We start from the raw sequence: 24,836 nt of genomic DNA on the forward strand, positions 1-24,836 counted from the left end.
GACGCTAGTTAATCTAATAAGCATCGACAGCCTTATCACAAGTATGGACCTCCTGATTTTCTATACACATAGTCTTCGTTTTTAGTTGAAGACCACTGACCCAAAGCTGTTGCTAACACAAAAAACACGCCGCCGACTCCTAGCGATGCCCCATAATACCCTTTAAAAAACAAGATGAATGATGTAACTAATAGCGCAACAATGGCAATGATTAAGCTCATTATTATTTTTTGTTTCTTTTTATCCTTCATCGTGTCACCCTCTTTTTTGGGATTTTCTGTTATTGTTAATTTTAACATAAAAAACCAATTTAAAGCCTATCTATTTTCAAAATGCTCATACTGTATTTCTTCATTTAAAGACATAAGTCCAACTTGATGCTGTTTCACCTTTAAGTAGCTAAATCCCAGGCGTAAGTCAACAGATGCAGGCTGGATCTGCTCTTGTTCAAGGGCTGGAAGCGACGCTACCCAATATGAAACGGGTTCAATACTAACAGATGGACCCGCTTGTGACATTTTGATCAATTAATAAATCTGCAATCTCACGCGCATCCTCTTCACCGAGCGCTTCTTTACGGTCTAACAATGAATCTCCAGATTGAAAGTCATGCCAAAAGCGATTGGCATCTACAACCGTTACCATCGTGTTTAATGTACAAAATTGTGTTAAATCAATGCCTAGCTCTTCATCTATATACGAAAATGTTTGAGCAACTGGAACCGGCTCACTAATTCCTGTTGATTCAATTAATATGTAGTCAATGTTTCCTCTTTGAGCAAGCTTTTCAACCTCAACTAACAGATCTTCTCGAAGCGTGCAGCAAATGCAGCCGTTTGACATTTCAACGAGCTTTTCCTCTGTCCTCGATAAATCTCCACCTTCCTTCACCAACTCTGCGCTATATTTACTTCACTCATATCATTTACTATCACCGCTACGCGAAGGCCATCACGATTCTGGAGCACGTGATTTAATAACGTGGTTTTCCCCGATCCTAAATAACCACTTAGTACTGTTACCGGTATTTTTTTCATATCAAATACCTCCTCATTAATTTAAATAGTAACGATTACGATTTAAATTATACTATACTATGGTTTTTTTGTGGAATGCAAGAGATATATTTATATAAACCTCTTAATCGAATTTCTATTGATAGCTGCATGATATCATTTTATAATAAAGCTAGTTACATACCTTAAAAGCTGCAATTCCTGCAGCAGGTGGATTTTTTACTGCTATTTTTCGCCACCCATCTCCTCGAAGATGGGTGGCTTTTGTATTGTTTAAAGGAGGATTTTTATGAATTTATGGTTTTATGCTCTCCTTGTCTTTTTAGGTGGGTGCTCGTATGGTGTTGTCTCAACTTTTGTGAAGCTTGGATACGCTGCGGGGTTTGGTGTGAATGCTTTAACAGGAAGTCAGTATCTACTAGGTGCACTTCTGCTTTGGATACTGGCTAGCTTTGTGCCCAAAAGTCCTCTTCGGAAAAAAAATTGGGCTGTTTTACTGCTCAGCGGGACGCCAATGGGACTAACAGGGATTTTTTATAACTACGCGCTTAGCTACATCAACGCGTCGTTTGCCATTATTCTTTTACTACAGTTCACATGGATCAGCATGATTTTACAATACGTGTTTGACAAGAAAGCACCTACTTCTAAGCAGCTAGTGGCAGCGGCTATTATTATGATAGGCTCACTCTTAGCATCCGGTGTTGCTGAAAGTACGATTGCTTTTTCAGGTCTAGGAATACTCTTTGGTCTGCTTGCTGCCGTATCGTTTTCATTTTTTATCTTTTTTAGCGGACGCACGTCTATTTCGATTCACCCAATCCGCAAAAGTGCCATCATGACAACCGGTGCTGCGCTTCTTATCTTTATTGTTATGCCACCGACGTTTATGGTGGAAGAACTCGTATCTACACATTTATGGATGTATGGGCTATTAATGGGGTTATTCGGGTCATTGCTTCCTCCGATTCTGTTTAATACCGGCATGCCAAAAGTCGGCGGAAATCTTGGTGCTATTTTAAGTGCTTCAGAACTGCCAACCGCTGTGTTTATGTCCACTTTTGTGTTACATGAATCGGTTGCTTCTATTCAATGGATGGGCGTTATTCTTATTTTAGTTGGCATTGCTTTTCCAAGTTTAAAGCGCAAAGAGCGCTATGAAGTTCGTCTATAAAAAGAAAATATTTACAACCACTCACCCTTCCCTTATAATAATTGGAAAATAAAGATAAAAAGAAGGTGCGTTGTTGAGAAAAAACATGATGCTCGGGTTGCTTACTGCCATTATACTCTCAGCTTGCAACAGCTCTACAGTAAGCATAAGTGAAGTGAAAGGCGCTCCAAAGTCTATTGAAAAAGAAGCAAAGGCTGCATATGATCTTCAGCTCATTCAAGACGGCGACAATCAAACGTATCTTGTTTATCAAACATCTAAACGAGTATCAGCAGACCTTAAACAGAAAGATGACGTAATTACCATTGAGCTGGATGAGTCAGAATCAGAAAGCAAAACAAAAAAGCCGTTTATCTATAAACTTAGCTTAGATTCGCCTAATCATACGCTTAAAGTCTTTATAAATGGTAAAGAAACGCCGTTTGATAGGATTAAAGGTTAATAGAAATAAGCAGCTGGCTTCTGCCTCGCTGCTTATTTTTATTTAGCCTGTATATCTGCCTCATGCAAAATCATGAGCTGATGAAAAAGCTCCGCTCCAAGGAGCTCATTCAATTCCTTTAGCTTCTTATCGCCTATATCCATCGGATACATATGAAACTGAGTTAGTGCAGACACATGCTTAACGAGCTCGTCTTCATACCCAAGCACTGTTAGCCAATAGGCTGCCAGCTGGGAAGAAACATAGTCATGACCGATAAAGCTCACATATTTTGTTTCTTCCCCTTTGTAGTTCACAAACGACTTACACGTCCCTTTTCCGAGATCATGAAACAGGGCTGCCCACAAAAGAACCAGCTTGTTAGGGCCTGAATAGTGCTCTTGTATATACTGATAAACATAATACGTATGTCGACTAACAGAGAAACTGTGATACTTTGAGTCTTGCGGTAAGTCAATAATCGCGTTAAAGTCTGGTATATAGCGCGCTAGTTCTGAAAATAACTCATCATGGGGCAAGTGCTGGATAAAAAGCTTTTCACAAGCTTCTTTATGTTCAATAAGTTGACGCTCCTTAGCTGAAACATAGACCACTTCGTCCCAACCTTCGTTTTCAACAGGAATATGAACACTTTTATACATCCTGTTAATAGATTCCTCTTTCACCACTCTCGAACGTTGTTGATTGCGTGATTTCACTCCGTCAATATGTTCATTTAAATAGTACGCTTTTTTTACTTGCTTTGAACACTTGAGTAATCAAATGCTTTCTCCGTTTGCGATGAACGTTTGTCGCATCATATATCACATGCTGACCGCTTTTTAAGAGCTCCATGGCTCGCTCCTTCATCACTTCAAATATCCTTCTATTTTCGTCTTGATTATTCACATCGCCCGTCACCTCTTGTCTGATGTTATCAGAAGATAAGTGAACATATTTTTTAGTGGCCCTTAGTTCTTCAGCTAATGTGGATTTCCCACTTCCGGGAAGACCCACCAGCATAATTAATTCCCCGAGCTTATTTTCCATCTTACTCACCTTCTTTTGTTTCTGAAACGAATTCACGGTACCCTAACTCTGACATTTTCTTGTAGCCAAGCTTGCCTTTTTTCAGCAAGTTATATTCCACACCTAAATACTCGCTTCGCACGTACGGCTTAATGTGCTGAGGAACATTTTGTTCTACCCAAATCATAAACTCTTTCTGCGTCTTCTTGGGAGCTTTTGCGTACCACTCATTAATTTGTTGTTTTGTCTTTTTTAAATAGGTAAAAATAAGGTTTGCGACGTTATTCACTCGCTCTTTGTAGCTATCTGGAATCTTTGACACTAAATCATCAAACGCTTCGTTCGCAATGGCTTCAATAATGACGTTCACAGACGAAACTCGGTCTAATAAGCGGTGCATGTTCACATAGTCATCGCATTTAACCTTTACGTAGTGACCGTCTACGTTTATAACCCAGCCTTCTTTTTCATTTGATTTCATCTGCTTCATGTCTACAAGTAGTTGTTCTAGCGTTTTTCGTTCAAGGTCCACCACTTTAATCTCATAAGCGCTGGCTAGATCAATCAGCTTGTAATAAGGGAGGTGCTCACCCGTTTCTACGCTCCTTGCTCCAATTAAATGCATGCCTTCATCTTTTTGATTTATATGCAAACAGTCAAATATATCGTGATACCCCTGCTTGCCAAGCTTTGCAATCCACGTTTTAAAATCATATGTACCCAAGCCAAACGAAGCTACGTACTTTCTTTTAATCTCTGTGACTAGCTGTAAACTGGATTCCAAGAAGCCATGTTCTTCTCTCCCTTAGCTTAAATCGTTCCGTTGTTTCGTTATGAAAATAATAACATATTTTTCAATTTAATAGAATATATGTTATATTTTTATCAAAAAGTCATTCGGGTCTTTCTTATGGATACTGTAAAAGGGGGTTGTTCAATACTTTTAATGTCTCAACCATATTTCTTCAGCTCTCGTTGTATCAGTACCTTCACAATATCTGACCGCCATAATCGGCTTGTGTTCAGCACCAACACATAGTCAATTTGGACAGACGAAAGGTGAGTCAACATTTCCTGTAAGCCCACCCTGTCAATTTCTAATGCTTCTTCATTCAGTTTTGCACTACTAATTCCTTCATCTCTAAAAATATGAATCAAGTTTAAGCCTTGTTCTTTACAATACCCTTTAATTTCATCTTCTTGACATTTCAAGCTGTAGCCATCTTTTGCTTGCCCTTTTGTCGAGACACGTATATACCCAACAACGTTCAACTTCTCACCCTCCCGTTACATAAATTTTAATTTGTGTAACGCTTTTTAACGAATAGCGAGTATTATACGACCCTCTCTAGTAAAAATACAACCTAATTTTTGTCTGCCTGATGCTAAACTAGTAACCTTCTTACGTAACCCACCTTTTATCGCCAAGAGCTTTGTCATTCTCATTAGTTTTTTAGCCATACCCTGTCATAACTACCCCTGCCATGTAAAATGTCATCTCGCCTAATGATCGTACTTTTCTTACTATCCAAGTATTAAAACGATACTCCATGATGGTACTACCATCATGAGCTCTCCATTCTCAAACAAATTATTTTCTTATTGTCTCACTCAAATATCAGTTAATTTATTTTAAATTAAAGAAAAAACCTTGAAAGGCGTAAAACCATTCAAGGTATGTTTTATTATCGTTCTTTAATCAACTAGTAACTCCAAATAATATTTATCATTTTCTTCTATCTTTCTTAAAAATTCTTCTAGAGAAGTCGCAATTTGAATATCATAATAGTAAACTGCACTTCTATTATTTTCATTCAATTCTATTGACATTAAAGCTGATTCACTGCCTTCAAAAAATATTAGTTTGTTATTCTCAAATTCATCATAGATTTCTATGTCGGGATAAAACTCAAAATCATTAACTCTTAATCGAAAATCCCTTACTGAATATGGGTCCATAATACGATTAATATTAAACTCTGAACCTTTAATAAATCCGTAGCCAACCTCTATATAAAAATTAACTAACTCTTTAGGAAATTTTAAATCGAGTTCCTTCTCAACCTCTTTTATTTCGTTTTCATTCACTTGATAAAAACTATTTTCTTGGTTTTCCTTAATAAATTCATAGCTCATTATTTTTTACCTCCTTTAAATAGTGTATTTGCTGGTGAACCAGCTCCATGAATACCAGCTTGATGCTCATTTGGGAATTTTGCAGGATGCATATTCCACCATTCATGTTCTCCACCAAAAGTATTTTCAATTATATGATGAGCATCATACTTATCTCCTTGTTTCCTAATTATTTTACCTGTTCTTTCCGAAATAACATTTTCATTATACACAGGCCACTTTTGCCCAGTATTTTCTTCCCACTCTTTAATTACTTTATTTAATTCCTTTTCACCCTTTAGCTTTGTATAGCCAAATGTTGCCCTTCCCCCTGCATATCCACCTTCCTTCGCCTTTTTATTTCTGCCTTTCGTTAGTTTTAGTGCTATCTCAAGCCGTTGGTATTGGTCTAACAATTCCATTAAGCCATTCACTAAAAAGTCGTTTGGGTCTTTCTTATGGATACTGTAAAATGGCTGTTCAATGCTTTTAATATCACAGCCATATTTCTTTAGCTCTCGTTGTATCAACACCTTTACAATGTCTGACCGCCATAATCGGCTTGTGTTCAGCACCACCACATAATCAATTTGGACAGACGAAAGGTGAGCCAACATTTCCTGTAAGCCCACCCTGTCTATTTCTAATGCTTCTTCATTTAGTTTTGCGCCACTAATTCCTTCATCTCTAAAAATATGTATCAAGTTCAAGTTATTCTCTTCACAATATGCTTTAATTTCATCTTCTTGATACTTCAAGCTGTAGCCATCTCTTGCTTGCCCTTGTGTCGATACACGTATATACCCAACAACGTTCAACTTCTCACCCTCCCGTTACATAAATTGTAATTTTCGTAACGTTTTTTAACGAATAGCGAGTATTATACGACCGTCTTTAGTAAAAATACAACCATAAGTTAATTTTCTTATACAATAAAACAGCACCTCTTTACGTTACCCATTGGTTATCGCCACGAGCTTTGTCATTGTCGTTAGTTTGTTAGCCATTCTATATCATAAGTACCCCTACCCTGTAAAACGTCATCTCGCCTAATTATCGTACTTGTCACACTATCCTAGTATTAAAACCAAACTCATGATGGTACAACCTTCATGAGCTCTCGATTCTCATACAAATCATTCTCTTATTTTCTAACTCAAGTATCAGCTGATTTAATATAGATTAAAATAAAAAAACTTGAAAGGCATTTAGCCAATCAAGGTAATCGAATTCATTCAAACTATTTATATACTTTAACTGCGCTCTTTATGAAGACCTCTATAATAAAAAATCCAATTAGCTGTTGCTATCTCTTTCTTCTATGAATTCTAAAAACGAATCTTGCAGTTCTCCTTCCGTATCAATAGAATCGAGAAGTAATTTAGGTTCTAACAAACAATCTTTTAAAGTCGAACTTCCATCAATTACTCCTAGCATGTTTGAAATAGTATCAATCATAGTTTGTTCAATTATCTTCATAAATGTATCTTTATTTTCGTCAGTTAAACTATCGTAAAAACCAATAGCTTTTTTCAAATAATCATCTGTTTTAGAAATAACATTCGTTGTTTCATACATGTCTTTGTATAGTTGAAGGTTCTCTTTAATGATAGACTCATAAAGTGATTTAACAAAAATATCATTCATTTTATTTCCTCATTTCTGGATACACTTTTTTGGTTAATTCAATAAGTTCTTTTAAAGCAGAATTCGGTATGTCATCATAGACTCTTCTAAGTTCCCTAATAAACAAAAGGCGAGCCAACATCTCCTGTAGCCCACCTGTGAAGTCCTTTATTAATTTAAATAGATTTAATTCCTTAAATCCTATACCTATTATTTCATTAATTTTTGATAGCTGGTTAAAGGTACTTTCATCACTGTACCGAAAACGGGTTCAGTCCCAGTTGACAATCAAGTGCACTAAGCTTGTATGTTTTTTAGTAGCATAAATTTGTAAGATTTATATTAACAGTATGACACCTTTGTAGGTCATCACTACTACTGCATTAAACTTACGAGTTTGTACGGGTCCGTTAATTGATTCATAAGTATCCCCTGGACTAACTCATTGTTTTTTACCAGTTATCAATTCCTTCTTGAAATATGTCTATTACATAGTCATCAAATGTATTATATCTTGGGTGTAAATCTGTCCCCCCCCTTTCCAAACTAAATACTCTGTCATCATTAATATCTGCACAATACATACATCTAGCAAATTCTCCTGAGTCCTCTAAAACAATTAAGTTCATACCCAACCCTAATTTTCTCCACCTCTCTGTTGCATCAACTACAGATGCTCCTAAATTACCCTGAACACCTTCAAGCTCAACTCCACATATTCCTCCTGAACCATATTTTTTTATAAAATTTCGATAACTCCGAGGAAATTTAACTCTAAGTTTTTCTTCAGCCTTATTAATATATTCATCTGATACTTCTCCAAAAAAATCATCTTCTTCACCATAATTTTCGATCATCTTAATAATTCTTTCATCCATAAATTAAACTCACTCCTATTATTCACTAGCACGCATTTTCCAATAGTTACTTCTAAAGTTATTATACATTTTTTCAAGTTCTGGATTAATTCTAAAACTTTTTCCATTTTCAACCAAACCGTGTAGCGTCGAATCGTATTTATCATGAGTTAACTCCGCAATTTCAACCATTCCACCAGGTTCTTTTTGAATTAAATGGTGTAATTCAACTTTACTTTCCACCCCGTCCTTTACAATATATGGAGATTTCCCCTTTTCCATTAATTCTCCATTCGACTTTCCTAGCGCCTTCGGATCATTAGGTACATAATTTTTATCAATCTCAATTTGGTACACTCTTCTGGATACATCTACTTCCTTTCCACCAACTTTAACTGTTCCTTTTACTTCTACAGCAGTATACTTGTCAGGTAGCCAATCTAATTCAATTTGTTCAGAAGATAATTTTCTGGATTTAAGCCCCGCAACTTCACCCGTACCCTTAGAAACACCCTGAACACTCTCAACATTCCGAACGCGCTCAACCTCTTTACCCTTCTTCTCCACTCCAACGGGTTTCTCCACACGCTCCACGTTCGGATTCGCCACAAATCTCCCTGTTTCTGGGTCTTGGTACCGCTTGACTTTTGGATTGTAGATGGGTGTGATCATCTGCATCGCTTGCTGCTTCACATTCTGCAAGGTTTCCCTTACCGTCTGCTGGGCAAGCGCTGGACCGGCTGGCGCTAGTTCGGGCATGAGCCTTGGCATGGTGCTGTCTAAAATACTCGTATACGTTTTATGTAATGACTGTGTCCACGATGCGGGCGCGGTTTTGACACTTTGGTACGCTTGTTTGGTGACGTTGGCAACCGCACTTGTGCGAAGCGTATTGCGCATTTGCGTGAGCTTTTCGGTTCCTTTTGTCACCACGGCTTGACCCATATTGGCTGCGTAGCGCGTCGATAGGGCACCTGCGCCTGCAATGCCGAGCAATTGGAACAGGCTGTTTTGGCGCTGTTCTTCGGAGATCGCATTGCCGAACATGTCTTTTCCCGTTGTGAATTCGTACATGCCGTTTGCGGCGACTAGGCCGTAGAGACCTTTTTCTGCTTGTTCGAGCGCTTTAAACGATTTGGACGTTTTGTACGCATCAAGCGCGTGATCAGCAGCGTTGACACCTTTGGCGGTAACATAGATGGCTTTTCCGCCTTTAGCTGCGCGACCTGCCCAGCCGACAACGGGAATGAATCCAGCCGCTGCCATTGCCCCTGCCGCTACGCGTTCCGATGTTGAAAGCTCACGTCCCGTAACGGGATCTACGCCTTCGGCTGCTCGTTTATAATCATAATATCCTGTTACCTCTCCTGTAAAGGTTGAAACCGTATCCCACGTTTTTTCATACCACTTTTTATTAGCTTCTTCAACCGCTTGGCGCTCCGCTTCTTTTTTCAGCTCGTGAACATTTTTCATTTCTTCATGATACGTCACGTAGTTCGTTGCGTACTCGCTTGCTTCTTTTTGAACTTTATACAACTCGCTTGCATGATACGCTTTTTGATCAAATAAAACTGGATACGCCTGCCCGCCTTGCGTCGTAGCTCCGTGTAAGCTGTTGGTTGCAGCTTGTGTCAGCAAATAATTTGATTCCATTTGCCTATAACCTTCTAACCACTCTGCATCCAATTTTTCAACTGCTTCAACCGTTTCATCCCGCTTTTTTTCTGCTTTATCGATTGAATCGTTAAAATCTTCGGCAGAAAACGCAGACAGTGAGACTAAGTCGTCCACTTTATGCAAAATCGTTTGAAGATCTTCTCGCTGCTGAGCAACGAGTTCTTTCGCTTGGCTTACGGACTGTTTAAGATCATGCTCTAAAAACGATAGGTCAACTACCGTGTTTCCTGCTAGGTTCGCGTCTTCTGCTTTTACGTACAGCGCTGAGAAATATGACTTGGTCATTTGGACTAAATCAATCCAACACTTTGCGTTATCAACTTGGTATTCATAGAACTTCTTAATGTTGTCGGCACCTTTTCCTTGAAGGCTATCATCCAGCTTAGACACGGCAGCTAGCGCTTTGTGGAGGGTCTGCAGCTGGTCTTCAAGATTTTTATACGCTTTTTCTCGTTCTTTGGAAAAGGTTGAAATGCCCTTTGCATCGTATATTTTCCCCATTTGATTCACCCTTTTTCATTATGAACGCACAATGGCTTCGTCTTGTTCTTTTAATAATTTCACGTTAGCTTTCGTGTCCTGTACGCTTTTTTCTAAGGCTGTGATGTACGTTTTTAAAAGCTTTCCCAGCTCTTCTTCCTGTGACTTCCACTCGTTTGTGCTTGAAAGGTTGTTATCCCCGACATCGGAGTTTCCTGGGAGCGATAATTTTTGAATGGCTGTTTCGACGTCTTCAAGCTTTTGCATGACGTCTTCATAGTTGAGCTTGATTGATGTCATTATAGCTTTCTCCTAATCTCACTAATTTTATTCTCTAAATCTGCGACTGCATCTTCCCCTTTATTTAAAAGAGATTCCGCTTCGTTTACAAGGTAGCTAACACCGCTATAAAAGCCTTTTTGAGCCTCGTACCACGTGATTTTATGGTTAATCGCATTTATATAGTCGTCATAATCGTTCGTGATAATATCGTTGATTTCGTTGTATGCTTGCTTTCTGTTATCATCAAAGTTTGTGGATATATCACCTTTCCAATGATTTCCTAAGTCTGGTTCCTTTACTTCTTTTATTTCTACTAATGACCGTTTCTTTTCGTTTTCAATCTCTGTTTTTGCGGTTTTTAAACGCTGAATTTTCTCTTCAGCATCCGCAACGTTTCCTGAGATTGTGCTTGAAAAACTTTGAAGCATTTGTTCAAATCCCATGAGGTTCACCTCTTTACCACTTTTTCCAATATTTATAGTTTAAAAGTTGCTTTTAATTAGAGAAATAGGAAATTTTTCTCTTTTTTCTACAGTAAGACAACGTTCCCTTAAATCCGCCAAAATAATAGGTATAAAGAATCATAAATAAAAAAGCCGCTCATTAGTCGGCTCTTCTTTCTTTCCATTCCCTTTTTAGTAAGCTGTACATATACAAATCATCAAATTTCCCGCACGTGCGCTCATATTCTCTCAGCAATCCTTCTTGATGAAATCCAAGCTTTTCAACAAGCTTCTGCGATGATATGTTTTCTAGTTCAATTAGGGCTTGGATGCGATGTAGCTTCCAGTTTGAAAATCCATACTCGATGACTGCTTTCATAGCTTCAGCTGCAATGCCTTGCCTCCAGTATTCCTGATGAAGCTCGTATCCAACTGACGCTCTTTCATGACTAGATTCATAATCTAAAAAACCACAGCTTCCAATTATGACGCCTTCTTCTTTTAATGTAATGCCCCATCTCATCCCGGTACCTTCATTTACTATATTTCTGTACCAGCTGAGCTCGCTTTTCACATCATCAATCGTTTGAAAAGGCTCTAACCCCATATGCTTCATTACTACAGGGTCAGATAAATACCTTAGCATATGAACGGCATCACTTTCTTTTGACTCACGGAGAATGAGCCGCTTCGTATCCAATGTAGGTATGTTCATATGTTTCTTCCTTTCTTAGCTAATATACTAAATCTATTTTTTCACTTCGCATTAGTAAAAAGCGAAACCAATTCCTTACATTAAGCGTATAAACTAGTACTAACTCGTTTTCAAAAAATGAACGGAGGTGCTTTCTTGAAATTCCGATCTCATATCGACCGCTTTTTTGGTATGGTAATAACCACTTCTTTAGCAACCCTTGGCGTAGTATTTTTTCTTCCTCTTTTTTTAGACAGTGAAACAACTCTGCTTGATATTATTATTTCTATTGCATTATTTTTAGCTTGTGGAGGCGTCATGGTATGGTCTAGTTTTTTTGCGACGTATGAACTTCACTCTGATTATCTTATTGTTAAAGGGGGCGTATTGAAGATTCGTATTCCATATGAAGAAATCACAAAGGTAGCCCCAACTCGTAATGTTTTTACGGGATATAAAGTTCTCGCTTCAAAGGATGCTATTGAAATCTTTTATACATCTTCTCTTTTAGGAAGCGTAAAAATCTCACCGGCTAAGCGTGATCTTTTTCTTTCAGAGTTGAAAGCACGCTGCCACAGTAGCTCCTTTAAGTTTTAACGTATCTCTTTTATAAACCCAGTGCTTTTCGGCTGGTAGCCCATTTTTTGATAAAAAAGATGCGCAGCCAGCCGCTCATCTCGGTTGCCGCTGTTTAATCCAATTGCCATGCAGCCTTGACTCTTCGCCCACCTTTCTGCTTCTTTGATCAACATTTTCCCGACGGCTTTTCTTCTAAATTTCTCATGAACAACAAATGCAACAATACGAGTATAAGAGCCATCGTATTCATAAAAATAGCTTTTACATAAGCCAGCCATTCCCACTACTTCACCGTCTATCTCTGCGATGAGCGTATGATAATCTGACGAAGCTTGAATAGCGGATAGCCTCACTTGAAGGTCTTCCAAATTCGTTGGATAACCAAGCTGTTCCATAAGCGGAATCAACTCTTTAACATGATGGTCTTGTAGAGATCGCACCTTCATCTTTGCACTCCCTTTTACACTATGAAATAATGAAATTAAACCCTAATAATTCCATTTTATCAAAAAAGCGGATGGAAAATAAACGTTTTTAAGAAAGGAGAATGAACGTGCGCAGTAAAGAAGAAGTAATGAATCTTATTTTGAACTATGCGAAAAACGATGGCCGCGTACGAGCAGTTGGGATGTGTGGTTCACGTGTCAATCCCAAGGCGCCTCGTGACCATTTTCAAGATTACGATATTGTTTTTATTGTATCTGAGATGGAAAGCTTCTTAAGTGACCCGACATGGATTGACTATTTCGGAGAACGTTTTTTGACCCAAATGCCGGAACAAACAACGTTATTTTCGCCTTCATTAGGAGGAAAGTTCAGCTATCTCATGCTGTTTCAAGGCTATACGCGAATTGATTTAACTCTTTGTCCGCTTTCACTTAAAGAAGACTGGAACCGTGGTGATGAAGGTATTTCAACCATATTGCTAGATAAAGATGATTTATTTAGGGCACCACAACTTCTAAGCGATAAACAGTATCATCTTCAAATGCCAACCGAAGCTAACTTTCTAGACTGTTGCAACGAATTTTGGTGGGTTTGTACGTACGTTGTCAAAGGCCTTTGCCGCAATGAATTTTTATATGCAGTAGATCATCTGACTATTCAAGCGAGAACAGAACTTCTGCGCATGATGTCCTGGCGAATTGGTACTGAGCGTGCATTTACGTTTAGTTTAGGAAAAAACAATAAGTACCTTCCAAACTACCTGGAAAAACACGAGTTTCTTGAGCTTCAAAGCACCTATGACGTATCGACCAATAAAAAGGTTTGGCATGCGCGCTCCAAGCCAGTCAAGTAATGTTTATTCGCGAGTCAACCAAGGTGGCAAAAAGCCAATTGATGACCCTCCGTCCACGCAAGTCATTAAAAGCTGTGACAAATTTTGTATATAGTTATCTACGTTATCTACTATTTGTAAATCAATTGTTTTGGTCATGCATTTTCTCCCCCATATTATAAAGTAACGTGCCCATTCACAAGGTCGTGCTTTTTAATAAATGCTTCAACTTGATTATGAATATCTCCTGCATCTTTTCCAATCCACAGCAAGTGTCCCCAATTATCAAGGAGACAAAGAGTTGATGTTGGAATTGATTTTTTTGCATGATGTGCATGCTCAAGTGAGACGGCTTGATCGTTAAGGCTGTGAAGAATAAGGGTTGGACTTTGAATCGCTGTCAGCAAATGATGAAATTGCTTGGACGTATGCTCTAAATCCAACAAGAACCCTTTTCCTGAACGATAGCGATTATTCATACGCTGAAATGCTTCCAGGTCTGAATCTTTCATTTGTTTCATGACTTCTTCTGCCGGAAGTTTACTAAAAGATGGAACAAACTGCTTAAACATAAACTGTACGTTGCGGTTTGACAGACGAGCCACGAGCTTCCACGTCCACTTTTCAGTAAGCGGATGAAATGCAAATTTCGCTACCTTATAATTGAGGCTTTTTTTAGACAGCCATTCTTTTGTGACGGCACTTTGTAGAATTAAGCTATTTGTACGGTTTGGATACATTGACGCAAAGCTAATTCCGCTCGGCCCTCCCGCTGAGACTGCAATGATATGTACTTTTTTAATGTCTAACTGATCTAACATCTTCGCATAGCAACGAGAAGCTAGTTCGAATGTTTCGCCAAGTTCTTTTGAAGTAGCTCCGTATCCTGGTCTTGACGGTGTTATGATTGAAAACCCGCTTTTTACAAGACGTTCATACCCTAACTCTTCTCGGCAGTTCGAGTGCCCCCCGTGAAATAGTAAGATCGGAGTTCCTGTTCCAACAACTGAATACTCAAGCAGGTGCCCATCTACTTCCATATGATAAATGATTCGCTCCAACCGCTTCACCTCCATTTTCTGTTCTTTACAAGATAGCCAAGAATACTATTCAATATTCGTTTATCCTTCTGTTTCTCCTTTTCTGATCAGGAGAAAATTGTTAAAATACCCCTATACTTCCAGGTATCATTTTACACTAAATTGGTCAAATAAGTTAAACTAGAAAAAAGGAAGAAAAAATTACAATATACTGGTATATTGCTAGAAAAGGTAGGTAATGCAGCGTGTCTCACTTTGAAACAACACTTCAGTTAAAAACAACTATTCTAAATACATCTTTTCAACTTTTCGACTACATAACTACTCGCCCTCACCTATTTGTGATTGCCTTACACCAAGAGCTTGGCTATCCTATAGAGTTTATGTGGAATTCAGACTTTAAGTTTAAAGATGAAAGCGCACCAAGAGTGGTGCTTATTCATGCATACTGCGTGTTACCAAATCATCAATATTTGGATGCAAGAGGCTACGTCTCGCATGACCTAATTGCACAAGAAAAGCCACATCAGCACGCTTACTACGAACGTGTGTCTAGTAAGCAAATTGAAAAGTTAACGAATCTTGGTCGGCTTTGTAAAGAAGAATTGCTTGAGATTGACAGCTTAAGAGACTTTATTAAAGAGCACGTACATGTCTATTCATAAGCTCTATAGGCACTTTGAAGTACCTATATCACTTTAAAGTGCTTACTTTTCATTTTATTAACTCTCTCTTATTATAAGTCATGTACTTACTATTGGAGGTTGATAACATGATTACGCATTTACAAGATACAGTAACATTAAATAACGGCGTAAAGATGCCCGGGTTTGGTTTAGGCGTATTTAAAGTAGAAGAAGGACCTGAGTTAGTTGAAGCTGTAAAAGCTGCGATTAAAAACGGCTACCTCAGTATTGACACAGCAGCCATCTACGAAAACGAAGAAGGCGTTGGTGAAGGAATTCGACAAGGTCTACAAGAGACGGGTCTTTCACGTGAAGAGCTATTCGTAACGTCAAAAGTATGGAATAGTGATTTAGGGTATGAAGAAACGCTTAAAGCCTACGAAACTAGTCTTCAAAAGCTTGGATTAGACTATTTAGATCTTTACCTTATTCATTGGCCAGTTGAAAGAAAATATAAGGACGCATGGCGTGCGTTAGAAACGCTTTATAAAGACGGCAAGGTAAAAGCAATTGGCGTAAGCAACTTCCAAATTCATCATTTAGAAGATTTACTACAAGATGCTGAGGTGAAGCCAGTCATCAACCAAGTCGAATATCATCCGCGCTTAACGCAAAAAGAGCTTCGTGCTTATTGTGAACAGCAAAACATTCAGCTAGAAGCTTGGTCTCCGCTTATGCAGGGCGAACTGCTTGATAACGATGTACTGTCTGCGATTGCTTCTAAGCACAATAAATCTACGGCTCAAGTAATCTTGCGCTGGGATGTTCAAAACGGTGTTATCACGATTCCAAAATCAACAAAAGAGCACCGTATTATCCAAAATGCTGATATTTTTGATTTCGAGCTAACGTCTGACGAAATGAAACAAATTGATGCACTAAACCAAAATCACCGAGTAGGTCCAGATCCAGACAACTTTGATTTTTAAGTAAACAAAGAGGATAGACAAATTGTCTATCCTCTTTTCATTACCTCTGATTCCAAACCCTTTTCATAACTCCTTTTGTAGAAAACAAATCTATTCGATATAAGTCTGGATTCGATAAATTAGACCATTCTTGAAATCCAAAACTAGCATCAAAGTGTCGTAACAACAAGCTCATTAAATTACCATGCGTAACCAATAATGAGATTTCATTTAGATTACCCACCTCTTCATATACAACAGCTAGCGCACGCTGAGTTGCTTCTTTTGATGACTCTCCACCTTTCAATTGGAGATTTTCATCATGAAATGTTTGCTTTAATAGCTCTAACCAATTGTCTACGGGTTTTCCTGTTAGAACACGTTCCGCTAAGCGCTCATCTTGCTTAATAGAAACGCCAATCTCTGCTGCAAAAGGTGCAGCCGTATGAATCGTTCTTATGTACGGACTTGATATAATAGTTGAAATACATAAGGGCTTTAAGTACTCTACTAGCGATAGGGCATCTTTTTTCCCTTCCTTCGTTAAAGGGGCATCAGAATCTTGTCCTTCAGCTTTACAGTGCCGTAGTAAATAGATTGTTTTCATTTTCTCCTCCTGAAAACCTATTAAGCTCACATACATTCATACTATTCGTCCATTACTCTCGCCTAAAATCATAAACATCATTTGGAACATGCAGCGAGTGTCCGTTAATCTCGACCGTATCTTTACCTTGCCAATGAATATCCGCACTGCTTTCTTTATAGTTCCAGTAAATATTCTTTTCTTTATTTCCTTTATTAAAAACAAGCTCCCCTCGAACAGCATAGCCGGTAGTTGCGCCTCCGTCCGAGAGGTATGCTTTTAGCGTATAGGCACCATCGGGTGATGTGGATTCAGTAAGATATTTTCCTTCAGGAAGACGACTCATATCAAAAAATGTCCGATATATGCCGTATCCCAAAAGACTGATACAACCACAGCACCCGATTAATAACCACTTCGTAAGCTTCTCTTTTGTTTTAATGACCTTTAACAACTTCCATCCTCCGCTTTAGTTCACTTTTAAAACTCCATCTTCAATGTATCTCAGTAAAATTTTCCGCTCTTCTTCAAACAGCATAAATAAATCATCCATTTTTGCTACAGGCTTCCATGCTACATCAACAATGAGGTTATCAGGATCTTGGAGCTTCTTTTCTCCACCTACTAACTGAACAGCAAAATATTTAATATGCACATCAACACCGTATGTGACCGTATCGTATTCATGGACTTGACCTAGGATTTCAACCTCGTATCCCGTCTCTTCCAAAACTTCACGAACGCAGCATTCTTCAAACGTTTCACCGCCTTCTAGCCCACCTGACGGAACAGACCATAGCTCTGGGTGATTTGGCTTTTCTTGCGCCACCATTAATAATTCGTTATTTTCATTGATGCAAATCGCTGCTGCGCCTTTCCAGTTTGACATGCAAAATCCTCCTCCATTCAGTTATAGCTTCTTCATTAACAACAGTTCATCTCGAATTGGAATTTCATCATAACCAACCAAAGGAATACTTGGCTTTTGTTTTCTTGCTTCTTGAACTGCGTTTGGAAATAGGTAAGCTAAATGATAACCACGCCTTTGGTAAAACCGAAGAGCCTTTACGTTATCATTTGTTGTAATGAGCGTTACCTTCGTGCAACCTACGGATTTTGCTTTCTCTTCCACTGCTTTCATGAGGGCCGTGCCATATCCGCTGTTTTCCTGCAAGCTATCTAACGAGATTATTTCACATTCTTTTTCTCGTATTTCATAGGTGACTAACCCAATGATGTTATTGTGCTCGTCATATAAGATAAACCCACACAGAGAGGAACAGTCATACGCACCAACAGAAGTAACCATTTTTGTACTTCCCCAATGCTTTTCTAAGAATCGACTGACTTCTTCTCTGTCATCAATAACAACGCGGCGAATTTCCACTTTTCAACACCCCTGTTCCCATTTTATACTATTGTTCTATTTTTTTACATAACAAAAGTAAATAAATAACATCTATCCTTTCTACGACTAAAGATGTATTCCTTTTCATTCATTGTACCGTGGCTGTTTTTATGGACTACATCATAAACTAATGGTAAAGGAGTGAATGATGATGATTACCCACTATGCAAATCTCGAACTGCTTACGGTATCTATTCAAGGTGTCAAACAATTTTATGAAAAAGCACTACATTTAGAAATAACAAACGAAACAACTGAGTTTATTCAGTTCAGACTGACTCCATATAGCACGCTTAGTTTCAAGGAATCCTACGAACCAATTAAGCCCGCACACTTTGCCATTCAGGTGTCTTATCAGTTGTTTACTAATGCTGTTACACTTTTAAAAAAATCTGGCGTGTTTTTGTTAGCTCAAAACGAAGGAAATCCTATCGATGAACATAACGGTCGAAAAAACGTGTATTTCCGCGATTGTGACGGTAACTTACTTGAGTTAATTGCACATGACTATATTCATGAAAATAAGTTAAAGAGCTATGGTAAGCTGAATGCATTATATATAAGAGAAGTAGGATTTCCAGTAAAAGACGTTGGAAAGTTTCGAAGCTGGCTAAAAGAAACTTTCAGCATGAAAACAGACGAAGATGATGACTACTTTAACTTTGTGATTGGTGGAACAGCTTATGCAGTGGTCGTCTCAGAAAAGCGGCCGTGGATTCCTATCGCCATGAAAGCACTACCTCCTAACATAAAGGTGACGCTCGGTACTCCACTTCCGCTAACCAATCAGCAAAATTTTATAAACAGCGGCTATCAATTCTCTTTAGTACACACCTGAATTCCAGCACAGTTTTCTTCAGGATTTACGGTTGCCACCTGATTGCTATTAGGTGTATACTTGTAAAATTATAGAAGATTTATAGACTAGGAGGCGCAGCATGCAAACAACAACAGATACACTACGCCTACTTGAACAACTGGCTTCCAATGCTTGGCCAGCTCATACAACTGAAAAACTCGGTGATTGGACGATGCGCTATACGTTTGGTTATACAAAGCGCGCCAATAGCGTCCACGCGGTTGGCTCACTTCCTTTTGATTTAAACTGGCTTCAAAAGGTTGAGAATTTTTACGAAAGCCGTAACACAGCGTCATGTTTTCATATCTCTCAGCTTTCACCAGCACAGTTAGATGAAACACTGGGTTCAAAAGGTTATAAAAAAAGCGATGAATGCTTTACGATGATGGCAGCCTGTGAAGATACGCTCCAAAATGTCAAGCTGGACATTCAGTATGATGCCGACTATTTACGCGAAGCAACTCCTGCTTGGATTGATGAGTTTCTGACGTTAGAAGGCTTTTCAAAAGATCGCTTTGACGCCTATACTCATATCTTTTCCAGCATTCATGCTTCTAAGACGTTTCTGCGCTTATCAAGCAATAAAGAAACGGTGGGTTTAGGATCCGTGGTAGTTGAACAAGGGTACGGATGCATCAGCAACATAATTGTACACGCTAAACATCGCCGAAAAGGGATTGCCAAAGAGCTGGTGAGCGCGCTCGTTCAATGTGCTCAAAGACAAGAAGCTGACTATGTTTACCTGCAGGTTGTGAAAGAAAATAAGCCAGCAGTTGATTTGTATGAAAAGCTTGGTTTTAAAGCAGTATCTTCTCATCATTATCGTATTCTGAAGAAATAGGTGAAAAAGATGAATGAAATCGATCAATTTTGGCAGGATTTTTGCAAAAAAAACAACCTTACTAACGTCTCGTACAAAGAAGCATTTCAGTTCGGCGCGTCTTCTGGCTGGCTTGCTTCCTTAGTTGTTGAAGGTAAAAAAACAGCTACCACATCCGGCTATGTTTTCTATGAACTTGAAAACGAAGAGTTACCAAAAAAAGGAGATTATTCGATTGTGCTAGACGAAAACAATCAGCCAGTTGCCGTTATTCAAGTTCAATCGGTAGACGTTTTGCCGATGAACGAGGTATCAGAAGAATTCGCATTAGCTGAAGGTGAAGGTGACTATAACTTCTGGTGGCGCGCTCACGAAGAATTTTTCACAAACGAATTAAAGCCGTATGGAAAAACATTTTCTCCTGATTTAATGGTCGTTTGTGAGCGTTTTGTAAACCTGAGCTTAAAAAATTATTAACATGTTCAGAGTACATAAAAAAGCTTTTAAGAACCAAATTCTTAAAAGCTTTTTCTATCATTTCTTCACGAAAAACAGCTGTAACATCTTTTCTAAAAACAGCTCATACTTTCTAAACCAACCTCTAAATTGTGTGAATAGATCATTGGCTTAAATACTTATTTTCTATACTCTTATGGTTTTGTCAGCACTATTCTAGAGGTAGTCTCGGCTTTTCATCTTGATAAATCGAATAAGTTTCTCCATACTTTTCGATATCTGTACACTGCTCATCACTACAGCCAAACAAATATGTACCTTCAGTTGTTCGAACGCTTACATTAAAATAATATGGATATCTGCCACCTTTATTTTTATCCATGCTGCTTTCTATAGATTTAATATCTTTTGTTTTAGCAATCTCTTGATAGTCTTTACTTTCAATTGTTCTTTGAATCATTTCATTTAGAATGATTTGTTCCTTTTCATCGGGATCATACATCCTATCAAAAGCATAATGCTTAACCAGCCAGTAAGCGTTCATTCCTACACTCATAACCAGTAAAATCTTAACTACTTTTTTCTTCATTTTAAATCGTCCTATTCTTTTACCATTTCTAAAACATTCTTCTGTCCATCAGGGCTTTCAACTACAATTAATTCGGTATTATTTATGACTACATAGCTATCAATTCATTCGTTACTATTACAGCCTGCTAGTAATATAGCAAAACAGAAGTTGATTAACAGGAAAAATTTTCTCATGCCGGTTCCTCCTATAAGTCAGAGTGCATAGATACTTTTCACGTCGCTCCCAACCACTTTATTCTAACTCCACACTCATCACAACACGTTCTTTGTTTAATTCAAACCCATTTTTCTGAAAGAAAGCTGCTGGCTTTCGGTGACCTTTTTCAGTAGATAAGTAGATTTGTGCTACTGCTTGCTGTTTGAACTGTACTTTTAGAAATTCTAATAAGCTCGTCCCAATACCGCTAATTTGAGCATTGGTATCCACACAAATTTCGTTGAGATAAAAATACTTATTGTTTATCCACTGCTCTTCATTTCCCACGATAAAGCCTAGAAGCGGACCATTTTCGTCTTCAAAATAACCAATTCCTAGATAGACAGGCGTTAAGCTAATATCCATTAACCGCTTATAAGAGCTTTGAAGCGTCCATGGTTCATTCCAAGGTTCCTCGTTAAATACACGCGCAAACAGCTTAGCTGCAGGCTTTAAATCTTTTATAGTAAGCTTTCGAATTGGTTGGTTCATTGTACACGTCCTTTCTTCTTTCTTATTGTGAAATGAGGTTATAATGTCTAAGGGCAAACTCCACGCCATCTTCATCTGATTTTTTCGTCACAAAATCAGCTATTTCCTTTAAGCGTTGACTACCATTTTCCATCGCAACACCAACACCTACAGTTTCAAGCATATCAATATCATTGTCACCATCCCCAAAAGCCATCGCCTCCGAAGGTTGTATCTTAAAGTACTCTAACACTTTTACAATCGCCTGCGACTTTGATACGTCTGTTTCCAATACGTTTACCACATATGGGTGCCAGCGACGAAACGTATAGTGAGGAAATCTAGCTCTGTATTGATTCACCACTTCATCCGTTCCAAACAGACAAAGTAAATAGATTTCTTCTTCGTAAATGGAAGGATGAGTGTCTGGATAGGTTTGAAGCGACAAGGTTTCGAATAAAGCAGCTAAAACACCCTCTTCCTGTACTCCGTTCATGTGAAAGCCTTTCGTGTAAAAAGATAGAGCATGCTGTTTGGAACCTGAGAATTCTACAAGCTCTTTTACGTTGGACTTGCTCATACTCACTTTATGTATAACTTCATTCTGATAAGTCACGTAACCACCATTTGCAGTAATAAACACATCAATACCTAGCTCTTTTAATTCTTCGCACATAGAGAGTGGGCGTCCAGTAGCTGCTACAATAATAATGCCAAGATTTCTTAATAAACTGATGGCACACTTTGTACTCTCAGGTATTTCGCCGCTCTTGTGATGCGTTAGCGTACCATCAACGTCGAAAAAAATGATTTTGCAGCTCATATTTCCATTTCCTTTCTTTTAGTTCCATTTTAATCCACATACGCATTAAAAAAAAAGCAAATAATAGAAAAAGCACCAAAACCCTGTTGGTTCTAGTGCTTAGCTTACAATTATGAGAAGTGACGATCAATCGTCTCATTAATTTGAGTAAAGATTTTTTTGTAGCCTTCCTTATCTAAATAGCCGATACTTCCGAATAATAAATGATCAACAGGCTCAATTCTTGTAAAATCAAAAACCCCTACATCTGACGTGATTTTTAATCCAGCCGTCATGCCTATCTCATCATAAACAGCGCTTGGTGTTCCGTGGGTATTAATGATAAGACCTTTCTTTCCAGCTAGTAGCTTAGTAATACCTTCTTCACCAGTAGCATATGCAAAAGCATGGGGGATTGGAGCAAGAAACATTTGCAGTAACCTGCTGAATAGCTTCTGTATAAGAAGTTATTCAGCAGGTTACTTTTTTCTTTTATTATCTTCATATAAATTAAAAACCAACAAATGTAAGCGTTATCTTATAAAAATACGTGTCATCAATACACAAACTCCTGAATATCTTTATATTAAAATACAATTAGGAGGCCTGATTGATTTGTTGATGTTAGAAACCGCTAAGCAAATCGTAAAGCATGTGTACCCGTTTGTCTGTGTGAACCGACACGATATCTTTAAAGGAGACGTTACTTCCTTGCAGCTCTCAAAATATTTAGATCTTCATCCTGCTCACGTACCATACGTCACTGCAACAATTATTTATTTACTCGAAGCAGACGGCTATGTGTCAAAGCCGCTGATAGAATACGGAGGTATTCGAAAATGTCTGCATTAAAAAAGAGGCGTGCTAAGCTAATAAAGCTTACTACGCCTCTTTTAAGCTTTTATCGTAAACGTGGCTCTTACTTTTAGAAACTGAACAAAGACCTCTGGATCACGAGGTGAAATCCGTATCGTTTTACGCTTGCTGTACTTGATTTGAATTTGTTGAGTCGAAAGTGCGGGCGCAATAAACGGTATTTTGACAAAGCAAATACTGCGAATTTCCTTTACATTTATTTTTTTCTTAAAAGGCCCATAATAAATAGTTAACGTTTGGCCTGTGAGGTAATACCCTGTGCGAAACCAAATCGAAAGCAAGAAAGCTGCAAAAAACGCTAAAACAGCTAGTCGGATGAAGTAATGATCTTGAATAAACGGAACCATAAAAATCCCCCATCCCATCACAAAGATTCCATCTACTAAAACCGCAATACTTATGCCCCAAATTAGATACGACAACCACCAATCTTTTTTAGACGGAAAGTACAAAGCTTTTCCTCCTTTTTCTATCCTTTGTTACTTAATCTACGATAGCAATGCTTCTAACTTACCTCTTTTTTAGATTTTCTGATTTTTTCAAACGGATTACTTAAAGCACCTCACTGCTCCCCGTACGCGTATTTTATATAGTGATCACAACAGAACGAGCTTTTCATCCATATTTTCCAGCAAAAAAGTAGACCTTCTGATAAAAGGTCTACTACATCCAAGCATACATTCCCGTCACTAATAAAATAGCAACAACGATTGCCGGTAGCAAATTGGCCACCTTGACTTTGGTAATTCCAATTAAATTTAAGCCGATTGCTAGAATCATAATGCCACCGGTTGCCGTCATTTCGATAATAAGCTGATCCATCAGTGCATTTGGAACTAATCGATCAATCTGTGCAGCAAAAACAGCTATTAATCCCTGATATAAAACAACAGCTATGGCTGAGAAAATAACGCCAATCCCAAGCGTTGTGCTTAGTAACAGCGAGATAAATCCATCCATTACGGCTTTTGTATACAACACGTCATGATTGCCGCGAATACCACTATCAAGAGCACCGATAATGGCCATTGCTCCCACAACGAAGATTAATGTTGCCGTTACAAAGCCTTCAGCAACACTTCCTTGACCGCTTCCTACCTTGCTTTCAATCCAAGAGCCAATTGACGAAAGCTTCTCTTCTAGCTTCAACGCTTCACCAGCTACTGTACCAATAACAAGGCTTAAAATCACGAGTAAAAATTGCTCGCTTTTCATGCCCATCTGAATTCCTAATACCGCAATTGCTAATCCGATTGCTTGCATGACGGTAGTTTTCATGCTTTCAGGAATGTTCCGACATAAGCTCCCTAAAAGCGTTCCAACAATAATGCCTAATCCATTTGCAAGCGTTCCTAATAAAACCATCTCTATACCTCTTTCACGCTGTATGTACATCCATCATCATACTACGTATTAGTCGATTTCGAAATGTTTTTATTATTTTTATAACATTTCAACCAGCCTT

The 24,836-nt window shown here is 38.3% G+C and carries 34 protein-coding genes and 5 pseudogenes; 10 read left to right on the forward strand and 29 right to left on the reverse strand.

All coding sequences use genetic code 11. The features are described from left to right. Positions 1 to 35: 35 nt before the first annotated feature. The 3 genes and pseudogenes from MKZ18_RS10995 to MKZ18_RS11005 form a co-directional block, all read right to left on the reverse strand. A complete protein-coding gene (locus MKZ18_RS10995) occupies positions 36 to 251 on the reverse strand; it encodes a hypothetical protein (protein WP_025907967.1) in 216 nt (71 codons plus the stop codon). Positions 252 to 317: 66 nt separating this feature from the next. After that, positions 318 to 527 (reverse strand): hypothetical protein, encoded by a 210-nt coding sequence (locus MKZ18_RS11000; protein ID WP_225001820.1) that lies wholly within the window; start codon positions 525 to 527, stop codon positions 318 to 320. Beyond that, positions 520 to 1,037 (reverse strand): annotated as a pseudogene (locus MKZ18_RS11005) (GTP-binding protein); the annotation flags it as partial. The pseudogene MKZ18_RS11005 and the gene MKZ18_RS11000, both read right to left, overlap by 8 nt. Positions 1,038 to 1,305: 268 nt before the next feature. Between MKZ18_RS11005 and MKZ18_RS11010 the strand changes: the two are divergent. Then, the gene (locus MKZ18_RS11010) at positions 1,306 to 2,190 is read left to right on the forward strand and encodes an EamA family transporter (RefSeq protein WP_138116956.1); all 885 of its coding nucleotides are present in this window, start codon (positions 1,306 to 1,308) and stop codon (positions 2,188 to 2,190) included. Positions 2,191 to 2,263: 73 nt separating this feature from the next. Beyond that, positions 2,264 to 2,632, forward strand: a complete 369-nt coding sequence (locus MKZ18_RS11015) for a hypothetical protein (protein ID WP_076513629.1) — start codon at positions 2,264 to 2,266, stop codon at positions 2,630 to 2,632. A 38-nt stretch (positions 2,633 to 2,670) separates the two neighbouring features. On the opposite strand, the gene MKZ18_RS11020 is transcribed toward MKZ18_RS11015, so the two are convergent. The 13 genes and pseudogenes from MKZ18_RS11020 to MKZ18_RS11080 form a co-directional block, all read right to left on the reverse strand. Further along, positions 2,671 to 3,273, reverse strand: a complete 603-nt coding sequence (locus MKZ18_RS11020; protein ID WP_144593929.1) for an HD domain-containing protein — start codon at positions 3,271 to 3,273, stop codon at positions 2,671 to 2,673. A 70-nt stretch (positions 3,274 to 3,343) separates the two neighbouring features. Beyond that, positions 3,344 to 3,661 carry an ATP-binding protein gene (locus MKZ18_RS11025; RefSeq protein ID WP_341344546.1) on the reverse strand — a complete coding sequence of 106 codons (318 nt, stop codon included), beginning with the start codon at positions 3,659 to 3,661 and terminating at the stop codon, positions 3,344 to 3,346. A gap of 1 nt (position 3,662) precedes the next feature. Beyond that, positions 3,663 to 4,424 (reverse strand): hypothetical protein, encoded by a 762-nt coding sequence (locus tag MKZ18_RS11030; protein WP_144593931.1) that lies wholly within the window; start codon positions 4,422 to 4,424, stop codon positions 3,663 to 3,665. A 99-nt stretch (positions 4,425 to 4,523) separates the two neighbouring features. Continuing rightward, a pseudogene (locus MKZ18_RS11035) lies at positions 4,524 to 4,912 on the reverse strand (recombinase family protein); the annotation flags it as partial. Between the two features lie 423 nt (positions 4,913 to 5,335). Then, on the reverse strand, positions 5,336 to 5,776 hold the full coding sequence (locus MKZ18_RS11040) for an SMI1/KNR4 family protein (RefSeq protein ID WP_144593932.1): 441 nt from the start codon (positions 5,774 to 5,776) through the stop codon (positions 5,336 to 5,338). Beyond that, a pseudogene (locus MKZ18_RS11045) lies at positions 5,776 to 6,045 on the reverse strand (LXG family T7SS effector ribonuclease toxin YxiD); the annotation flags it as partial. The gene MKZ18_RS11040 and the pseudogene MKZ18_RS11045, both read right to left, overlap by 1 nt. Continuing rightward, positions 6,037 to 6,573: pseudogene (locus MKZ18_RS11050) on the reverse strand (recombinase family protein); the annotation flags it as partial. The pseudogenes MKZ18_RS11050 and MKZ18_RS11045, both read right to left, overlap by 9 nt. A 478-nt stretch (positions 6,574 to 7,051) precedes the next feature. Further along, a complete protein-coding gene (locus tag MKZ18_RS11055) occupies positions 7,052 to 7,402 on the reverse strand; it encodes a transposase (RefSeq protein ID WP_076513988.1) in 351 nt (116 codons plus the stop codon). Positions 7,403 to 7,833: 431 nt separating this feature from the next. Further along, positions 7,834 to 8,259 (reverse strand): SMI1/KNR4 family protein, encoded by a 426-nt coding sequence (locus MKZ18_RS11060; RefSeq protein WP_144593934.1) that lies wholly within the window; start codon positions 8,257 to 8,259, stop codon positions 7,834 to 7,836. Positions 8,260 to 8,277: 18 nt separating this feature from the next. Further along, entirely contained in the window at positions 8,278 to 10,416 is a 2,139-nt protein-coding gene (locus MKZ18_RS11065; RefSeq protein WP_144593935.1) for a T7SS effector LXG polymorphic toxin, read from the reverse strand. Between the two features lie 18 nt (positions 10,417 to 10,434). After that, positions 10,435 to 10,695, reverse strand: a complete 261-nt coding sequence (locus tag MKZ18_RS11070) for a DUF5344 family protein (RefSeq protein ID WP_025907985.1) — start codon at positions 10,693 to 10,695, stop codon at positions 10,435 to 10,437. After that, complete coding sequence (locus MKZ18_RS11075) at positions 10,695 to 11,120, reverse strand: YwqH-like family protein (protein ID WP_025907986.1); 426 nt, start codon at positions 11,118 to 11,120, stop codon at positions 10,695 to 10,697. The genes MKZ18_RS11070 and MKZ18_RS11075 overlap by 1 nt, the downstream gene beginning before the upstream one ends. Positions 11,121 to 11,280: 160 nt before the next feature. Continuing rightward, a complete protein-coding gene (locus MKZ18_RS11080; protein WP_062686881.1) occupies positions 11,281 to 11,835 on the reverse strand; it encodes a GNAT family N-acetyltransferase in 555 nt (184 codons plus the stop codon). A 135-nt stretch (positions 11,836 to 11,970) separates the two neighbouring features. On the opposite strand from MKZ18_RS11080, the gene MKZ18_RS11085 reads away from it, so the two are divergent. After that, positions 11,971 to 12,411, forward strand: coding sequence for a PH domain-containing protein (locus MKZ18_RS11085; protein ID WP_025907988.1), 441 nt, complete (start codon positions 11,971 to 11,973; stop codon positions 12,409 to 12,411). Here MKZ18_RS11085 and MKZ18_RS11090 read toward each other — a convergent pair. Next, complete coding sequence (locus MKZ18_RS11090) at positions 12,408 to 12,839, reverse strand: GNAT family N-acetyltransferase (RefSeq protein WP_240046453.1); 432 nt, start codon at positions 12,837 to 12,839, stop codon at positions 12,408 to 12,410. The two genes, MKZ18_RS11085 and MKZ18_RS11090, sit on opposite strands and share 4 nt — an antisense overlap. Positions 12,840 to 12,946: 107 nt before the next feature. On the opposite strand from MKZ18_RS11090, the gene MKZ18_RS11095 reads away from it, so the two are divergent. Continuing rightward, positions 12,947 to 13,693, forward strand: coding sequence for an aminoglycoside 6-adenylyltransferase (locus MKZ18_RS11095; protein WP_186317464.1), 747 nt, complete (start codon positions 12,947 to 12,949; stop codon positions 13,691 to 13,693). A 3-nt stretch (positions 13,694 to 13,696) separates the two neighbouring features. On the opposite strand, the gene MKZ18_RS11100 is transcribed toward MKZ18_RS11095, so the two are convergent. Both MKZ18_RS11100 and MKZ18_RS11105 read right to left on the reverse strand, forming a co-directional pair. Further along, positions 13,697 to 13,831, reverse strand: a complete 135-nt coding sequence (locus MKZ18_RS11100) for a hypothetical protein (RefSeq protein WP_260864969.1) — start codon at positions 13,829 to 13,831, stop codon at positions 13,697 to 13,699. A 17-nt stretch (positions 13,832 to 13,848) separates the two neighbouring features. Beyond that, positions 13,849 to 14,733 (reverse strand): alpha/beta fold hydrolase, encoded by an 885-nt coding sequence (locus tag MKZ18_RS11105; protein WP_061786566.1) that lies wholly within the window; start codon positions 14,731 to 14,733, stop codon positions 13,849 to 13,851. A gap of 224 nt (positions 14,734 to 14,957) precedes the next feature. Here MKZ18_RS11105 and MKZ18_RS11110 point away from each other — a divergent pair, with 224 nt between their 5' ends. Both MKZ18_RS11110 and MKZ18_RS11115 read left to right on the forward strand, forming a co-directional pair. Continuing rightward, positions 14,958 to 15,377 carry a hypothetical protein gene (locus MKZ18_RS11110; protein WP_341344547.1) on the forward strand — a complete coding sequence of 140 codons (420 nt, stop codon included), beginning with the start codon at positions 14,958 to 14,960 and terminating at the stop codon, positions 15,375 to 15,377. Positions 15,378 to 15,484: 107 nt separating this feature from the next. Beyond that, the gene (locus MKZ18_RS11115) at positions 15,485 to 16,327 is read left to right on the forward strand and encodes an aldo/keto reductase (RefSeq protein WP_025907995.1); all 843 of its coding nucleotides are present in this window, start codon (positions 15,485 to 15,487) and stop codon (positions 16,325 to 16,327) included. A gap of 40 nt (positions 16,328 to 16,367) precedes the next feature. Here the strand turns inward: MKZ18_RS11115 and MKZ18_RS11120 are convergent, their stop codons facing one another. Genes MKZ18_RS11120 through MKZ18_RS11135 form a run of 4 tightly spaced genes read right to left on the reverse strand, consistent with a single transcriptional unit; the run spans position 16,368 to position 18,279 of the window. Then, the gene (locus MKZ18_RS11120) at positions 16,368 to 16,913 is read right to left on the reverse strand and encodes a histidine phosphatase family protein (RefSeq protein ID WP_340842527.1); all 546 of its coding nucleotides are present in this window, start codon (positions 16,911 to 16,913) and stop codon (positions 16,368 to 16,370) included. Positions 16,914 to 16,965: 52 nt separating this feature from the next. Then, positions 16,966 to 17,346, reverse strand: coding sequence for a DUF5412 domain-containing protein (locus MKZ18_RS11125; RefSeq protein WP_025907997.1), 381 nt, complete (start codon positions 17,344 to 17,346; stop codon positions 16,966 to 16,968). Between the two features lie 15 nt (positions 17,347 to 17,361). Further along, complete coding sequence (locus MKZ18_RS11130; RefSeq protein WP_025907998.1) at positions 17,362 to 17,781, reverse strand: NUDIX hydrolase; 420 nt, start codon at positions 17,779 to 17,781, stop codon at positions 17,362 to 17,364. A gap of 21 nt (positions 17,782 to 17,802) precedes the next feature. Beyond that, positions 17,803 to 18,279: a GNAT family N-acetyltransferase gene (locus MKZ18_RS11135; RefSeq protein ID WP_239429154.1), complete on the reverse strand. Its 477-nt coding sequence runs from the start codon at positions 18,277 to 18,279 to the stop codon at positions 17,803 to 17,805. 172 nt (positions 18,280 to 18,451) lie between these two features. Between MKZ18_RS11135 and MKZ18_RS11140 the strand changes: the two genes are divergently transcribed. From MKZ18_RS11140 to MKZ18_RS11150, 3 genes are all read left to right on the forward strand, one after another. After that, on the forward strand, positions 18,452 to 19,138 hold the full coding sequence (locus MKZ18_RS11140; RefSeq protein WP_340842989.1) for a VOC family protein: 687 nt from the start codon (positions 18,452 to 18,454) through the stop codon (positions 19,136 to 19,138). 100 nt (positions 19,139 to 19,238) lie between these two features. Further along, complete coding sequence (locus tag MKZ18_RS11145) at positions 19,239 to 20,000, forward strand: GNAT family N-acetyltransferase (RefSeq protein ID WP_025908001.1); 762 nt, start codon at positions 19,239 to 19,241, stop codon at positions 19,998 to 20,000. 9 nt (positions 20,001 to 20,009) lie between these two features. Continuing rightward, positions 20,010 to 20,456: an ASCH domain-containing protein gene (locus MKZ18_RS11150; protein WP_025908002.1), complete on the forward strand. Its 447-nt coding sequence runs from the start codon at positions 20,010 to 20,012 to the stop codon at positions 20,454 to 20,456. Between the two features lie 190 nt (positions 20,457 to 20,646). On the opposite strand, the gene MKZ18_RS11155 is transcribed toward MKZ18_RS11150, so the two are convergent. The 4 genes and pseudogenes from MKZ18_RS11155 to MKZ18_RS11170 form a co-directional block, all read right to left on the reverse strand. Then, the gene (locus MKZ18_RS11155; protein WP_061786441.1) at positions 20,647 to 21,024 is read right to left on the reverse strand and encodes a hypothetical protein; all 378 of its coding nucleotides are present in this window, start codon (positions 21,022 to 21,024) and stop codon (positions 20,647 to 20,649) included. A gap of 234 nt (positions 21,025 to 21,258) precedes the next feature. Continuing rightward, positions 21,259 to 21,714: a GNAT family N-acetyltransferase gene (locus MKZ18_RS11160; RefSeq protein WP_340842526.1), complete on the reverse strand. Its 456-nt coding sequence runs from the start codon at positions 21,712 to 21,714 to the stop codon at positions 21,259 to 21,261. 22 nt (positions 21,715 to 21,736) lie between these two features. Beyond that, positions 21,737 to 22,516, reverse strand: a complete 780-nt coding sequence (locus MKZ18_RS11165; RefSeq protein WP_340842525.1) for a Cof-type HAD-IIB family hydrolase — start codon at positions 22,514 to 22,516, stop codon at positions 21,737 to 21,739. Positions 22,517 to 22,626: 110 nt separating this feature from the next. Beyond that, positions 22,627 to 22,905 (reverse strand): annotated as a pseudogene (locus MKZ18_RS11170) (NAD(P)H-dependent oxidoreductase); the annotation flags it as partial. A 211-nt stretch (positions 22,906 to 23,116) separates the two neighbouring features. On the opposite strand from MKZ18_RS11170, the gene MKZ18_RS11175 reads away from it, so the two are divergent. Beyond that, positions 23,117 to 23,347 (forward strand): hypothetical protein, encoded by a 231-nt coding sequence (locus MKZ18_RS11175; protein WP_224840247.1) that lies wholly within the window; start codon positions 23,117 to 23,119, stop codon positions 23,345 to 23,347. A 41-nt stretch (positions 23,348 to 23,388) separates the two neighbouring features. Here the strand turns inward: MKZ18_RS11175 and MKZ18_RS11180 are convergent, their stop codons facing one another. After that, complete coding sequence (locus MKZ18_RS11180; protein WP_025908007.1) at positions 23,389 to 23,823, reverse strand: PH domain-containing protein; 435 nt, start codon at positions 23,821 to 23,823, stop codon at positions 23,389 to 23,391. 211 nt (positions 23,824 to 24,034) lie between these two features. After that, positions 24,035 to 24,736, reverse strand: coding sequence for a DUF554 domain-containing protein (locus MKZ18_RS11185; protein ID WP_061786438.1), 702 nt, complete (start codon positions 24,734 to 24,736; stop codon positions 24,035 to 24,037). Positions 24,737 to 24,836 lie beyond the last annotated feature (100 nt).

Source organism: Priestia sp. FSL W8-0001 (assembly GCF_038050335.1).
In the GTDB taxonomy this organism is placed as follows: Bacteria; Bacillota; Bacilli; order Bacillales; family Bacillaceae_H; genus Priestia; species Priestia flexa.

What these genes read in the sequence shown, in the direction of transcription:
- MKZ18_RS11140 (WP_340842989.1), top strand. Translation starts at nt 18,452, where the DNA reads ATGATTACCCACTATGCAAATCTCGAACTGCTTACGGTATCTATTCAA.
- MKZ18_RS11075 (WP_025907986.1), bottom strand. Translation starts at nt 11,120, where the DNA reads ATGGGATTTGAACAAATGCTTCAAAGTTTTTCAAGCACAATCTCAGGA.
- MKZ18_RS11130 (WP_025907998.1), bottom strand. Translation starts at nt 17,781, where the DNA reads ATGTCAAACTGGAAAGGCGCAGCAGCGATTTGCATCAATGAAAATAAC.
- MKZ18_RS11055 (WP_076513988.1), bottom strand. Translation starts at nt 7,402, where the DNA reads ATGAATGATATTTTTGTTAAATCACTTTATGAGTCTATCATTAAAGAG.
- MKZ18_RS11090 (WP_240046453.1), bottom strand. Translation starts at nt 12,839, where the DNA reads ATGAAGGTGCGATCTCTACAAGACCATCATGTTAAAGAGTTGATTCCG.
- MKZ18_RS11150 (WP_025908002.1), top strand. Translation starts at nt 20,010, where the DNA reads ATGAATGAAATCGATCAATTTTGGCAGGATTTTTGCAAAAAAAACAAC.
- MKZ18_RS11145 (WP_025908001.1), top strand. Translation starts at nt 19,239, where the DNA reads ATGCAAACAACAACAGATACACTACGCCTACTTGAACAACTGGCTTCC.
- MKZ18_RS11010 (WP_138116956.1), top strand. Translation starts at nt 1,306, where the DNA reads ATGAATTTATGGTTTTATGCTCTCCTTGTCTTTTTAGGTGGGTGCTCG.
- MKZ18_RS11080 (WP_062686881.1), bottom strand. Translation starts at nt 11,835, where the DNA reads ATGAACATACCTACATTGGATACGAAGCGGCTCATTCTCCGTGAGTCA.
- MKZ18_RS11165 (WP_340842525.1), bottom strand. Translation starts at nt 22,516, where the DNA reads ATGAGCTGCAAAATCATTTTTTTCGACGTTGATGGTACGCTAACGCAT.
- MKZ18_RS11060 (WP_144593934.1), bottom strand. Translation starts at nt 8,259, where the DNA reads ATGGATGAAAGAATTATTAAGATGATCGAAAATTATGGTGAAGAAGAT.
- MKZ18_RS11155 (WP_061786441.1), bottom strand. Translation starts at nt 21,024, where the DNA reads ATGAAGAAAAAAGTAGTTAAGATTTTACTGGTTATGAGTGTAGGAATG.
- MKZ18_RS11020 (WP_144593929.1), bottom strand. Translation starts at nt 3,273, where the DNA reads ATGTATAAAAGTGTTCATATTCCTGTTGAAAACGAAGGTTGGGACGAA.
- MKZ18_RS11100 (WP_260864969.1), bottom strand. Translation starts at nt 13,831, where the DNA reads ATGACCAAAACAATTGATTTACAAATAGTAGATAACGTAGATAACTAT.
- MKZ18_RS11120 (WP_340842527.1), bottom strand. Translation starts at nt 16,913, where the DNA reads ATGAAAACAATCTATTTACTACGGCACTGTAAAGCTGAAGGACAAGAT.
- MKZ18_RS11040 (WP_144593932.1), bottom strand. Translation starts at nt 5,776, where the DNA reads ATGAGCTATGAATTTATTAAGGAAAACCAAGAAAATAGTTTTTATCAA.
- MKZ18_RS11065 (WP_144593935.1), bottom strand. Translation starts at nt 10,416, where the DNA reads ATGGGGAAAATATACGATGCAAAGGGCATTTCAACCTTTTCCAAAGAA.
- MKZ18_RS11025 (WP_341344546.1), bottom strand. Translation starts at nt 3,661, where the DNA reads ATGGAAAATAAGCTCGGGGAATTAATTATGCTGGTGGGTCTTCCCGGA.
- MKZ18_RS11175 (WP_224840247.1), top strand. Translation starts at nt 23,117, where the DNA reads ATGTTAGAAACCGCTAAGCAAATCGTAAAGCATGTGTACCCGTTTGTC.
- MKZ18_RS11160 (WP_340842526.1), bottom strand. Translation starts at nt 21,714, where the DNA reads ATGAACCAACCAATTCGAAAGCTTACTATAAAAGATTTAAAGCCTGCA.
- MKZ18_RS11070 (WP_025907985.1), bottom strand. Translation starts at nt 10,695, where the DNA reads ATGACATCAATCAAGCTCAACTATGAAGACGTCATGCAAAAGCTTGAA.
- MKZ18_RS10995 (WP_025907967.1), bottom strand. Translation starts at nt 251, where the DNA reads ATGAAGGATAAAAAGAAACAAAAAATAATAATGAGCTTAATCATTGCC.
- MKZ18_RS11115 (WP_025907995.1), top strand. Translation starts at nt 15,485, where the DNA reads ATGATTACGCATTTACAAGATACAGTAACATTAAATAACGGCGTAAAG.
- MKZ18_RS11185 (WP_061786438.1), bottom strand. Translation starts at nt 24,736, where the DNA reads ATGGTTTTATTAGGAACGCTTGCAAATGGATTAGGCATTATTGTTGGA.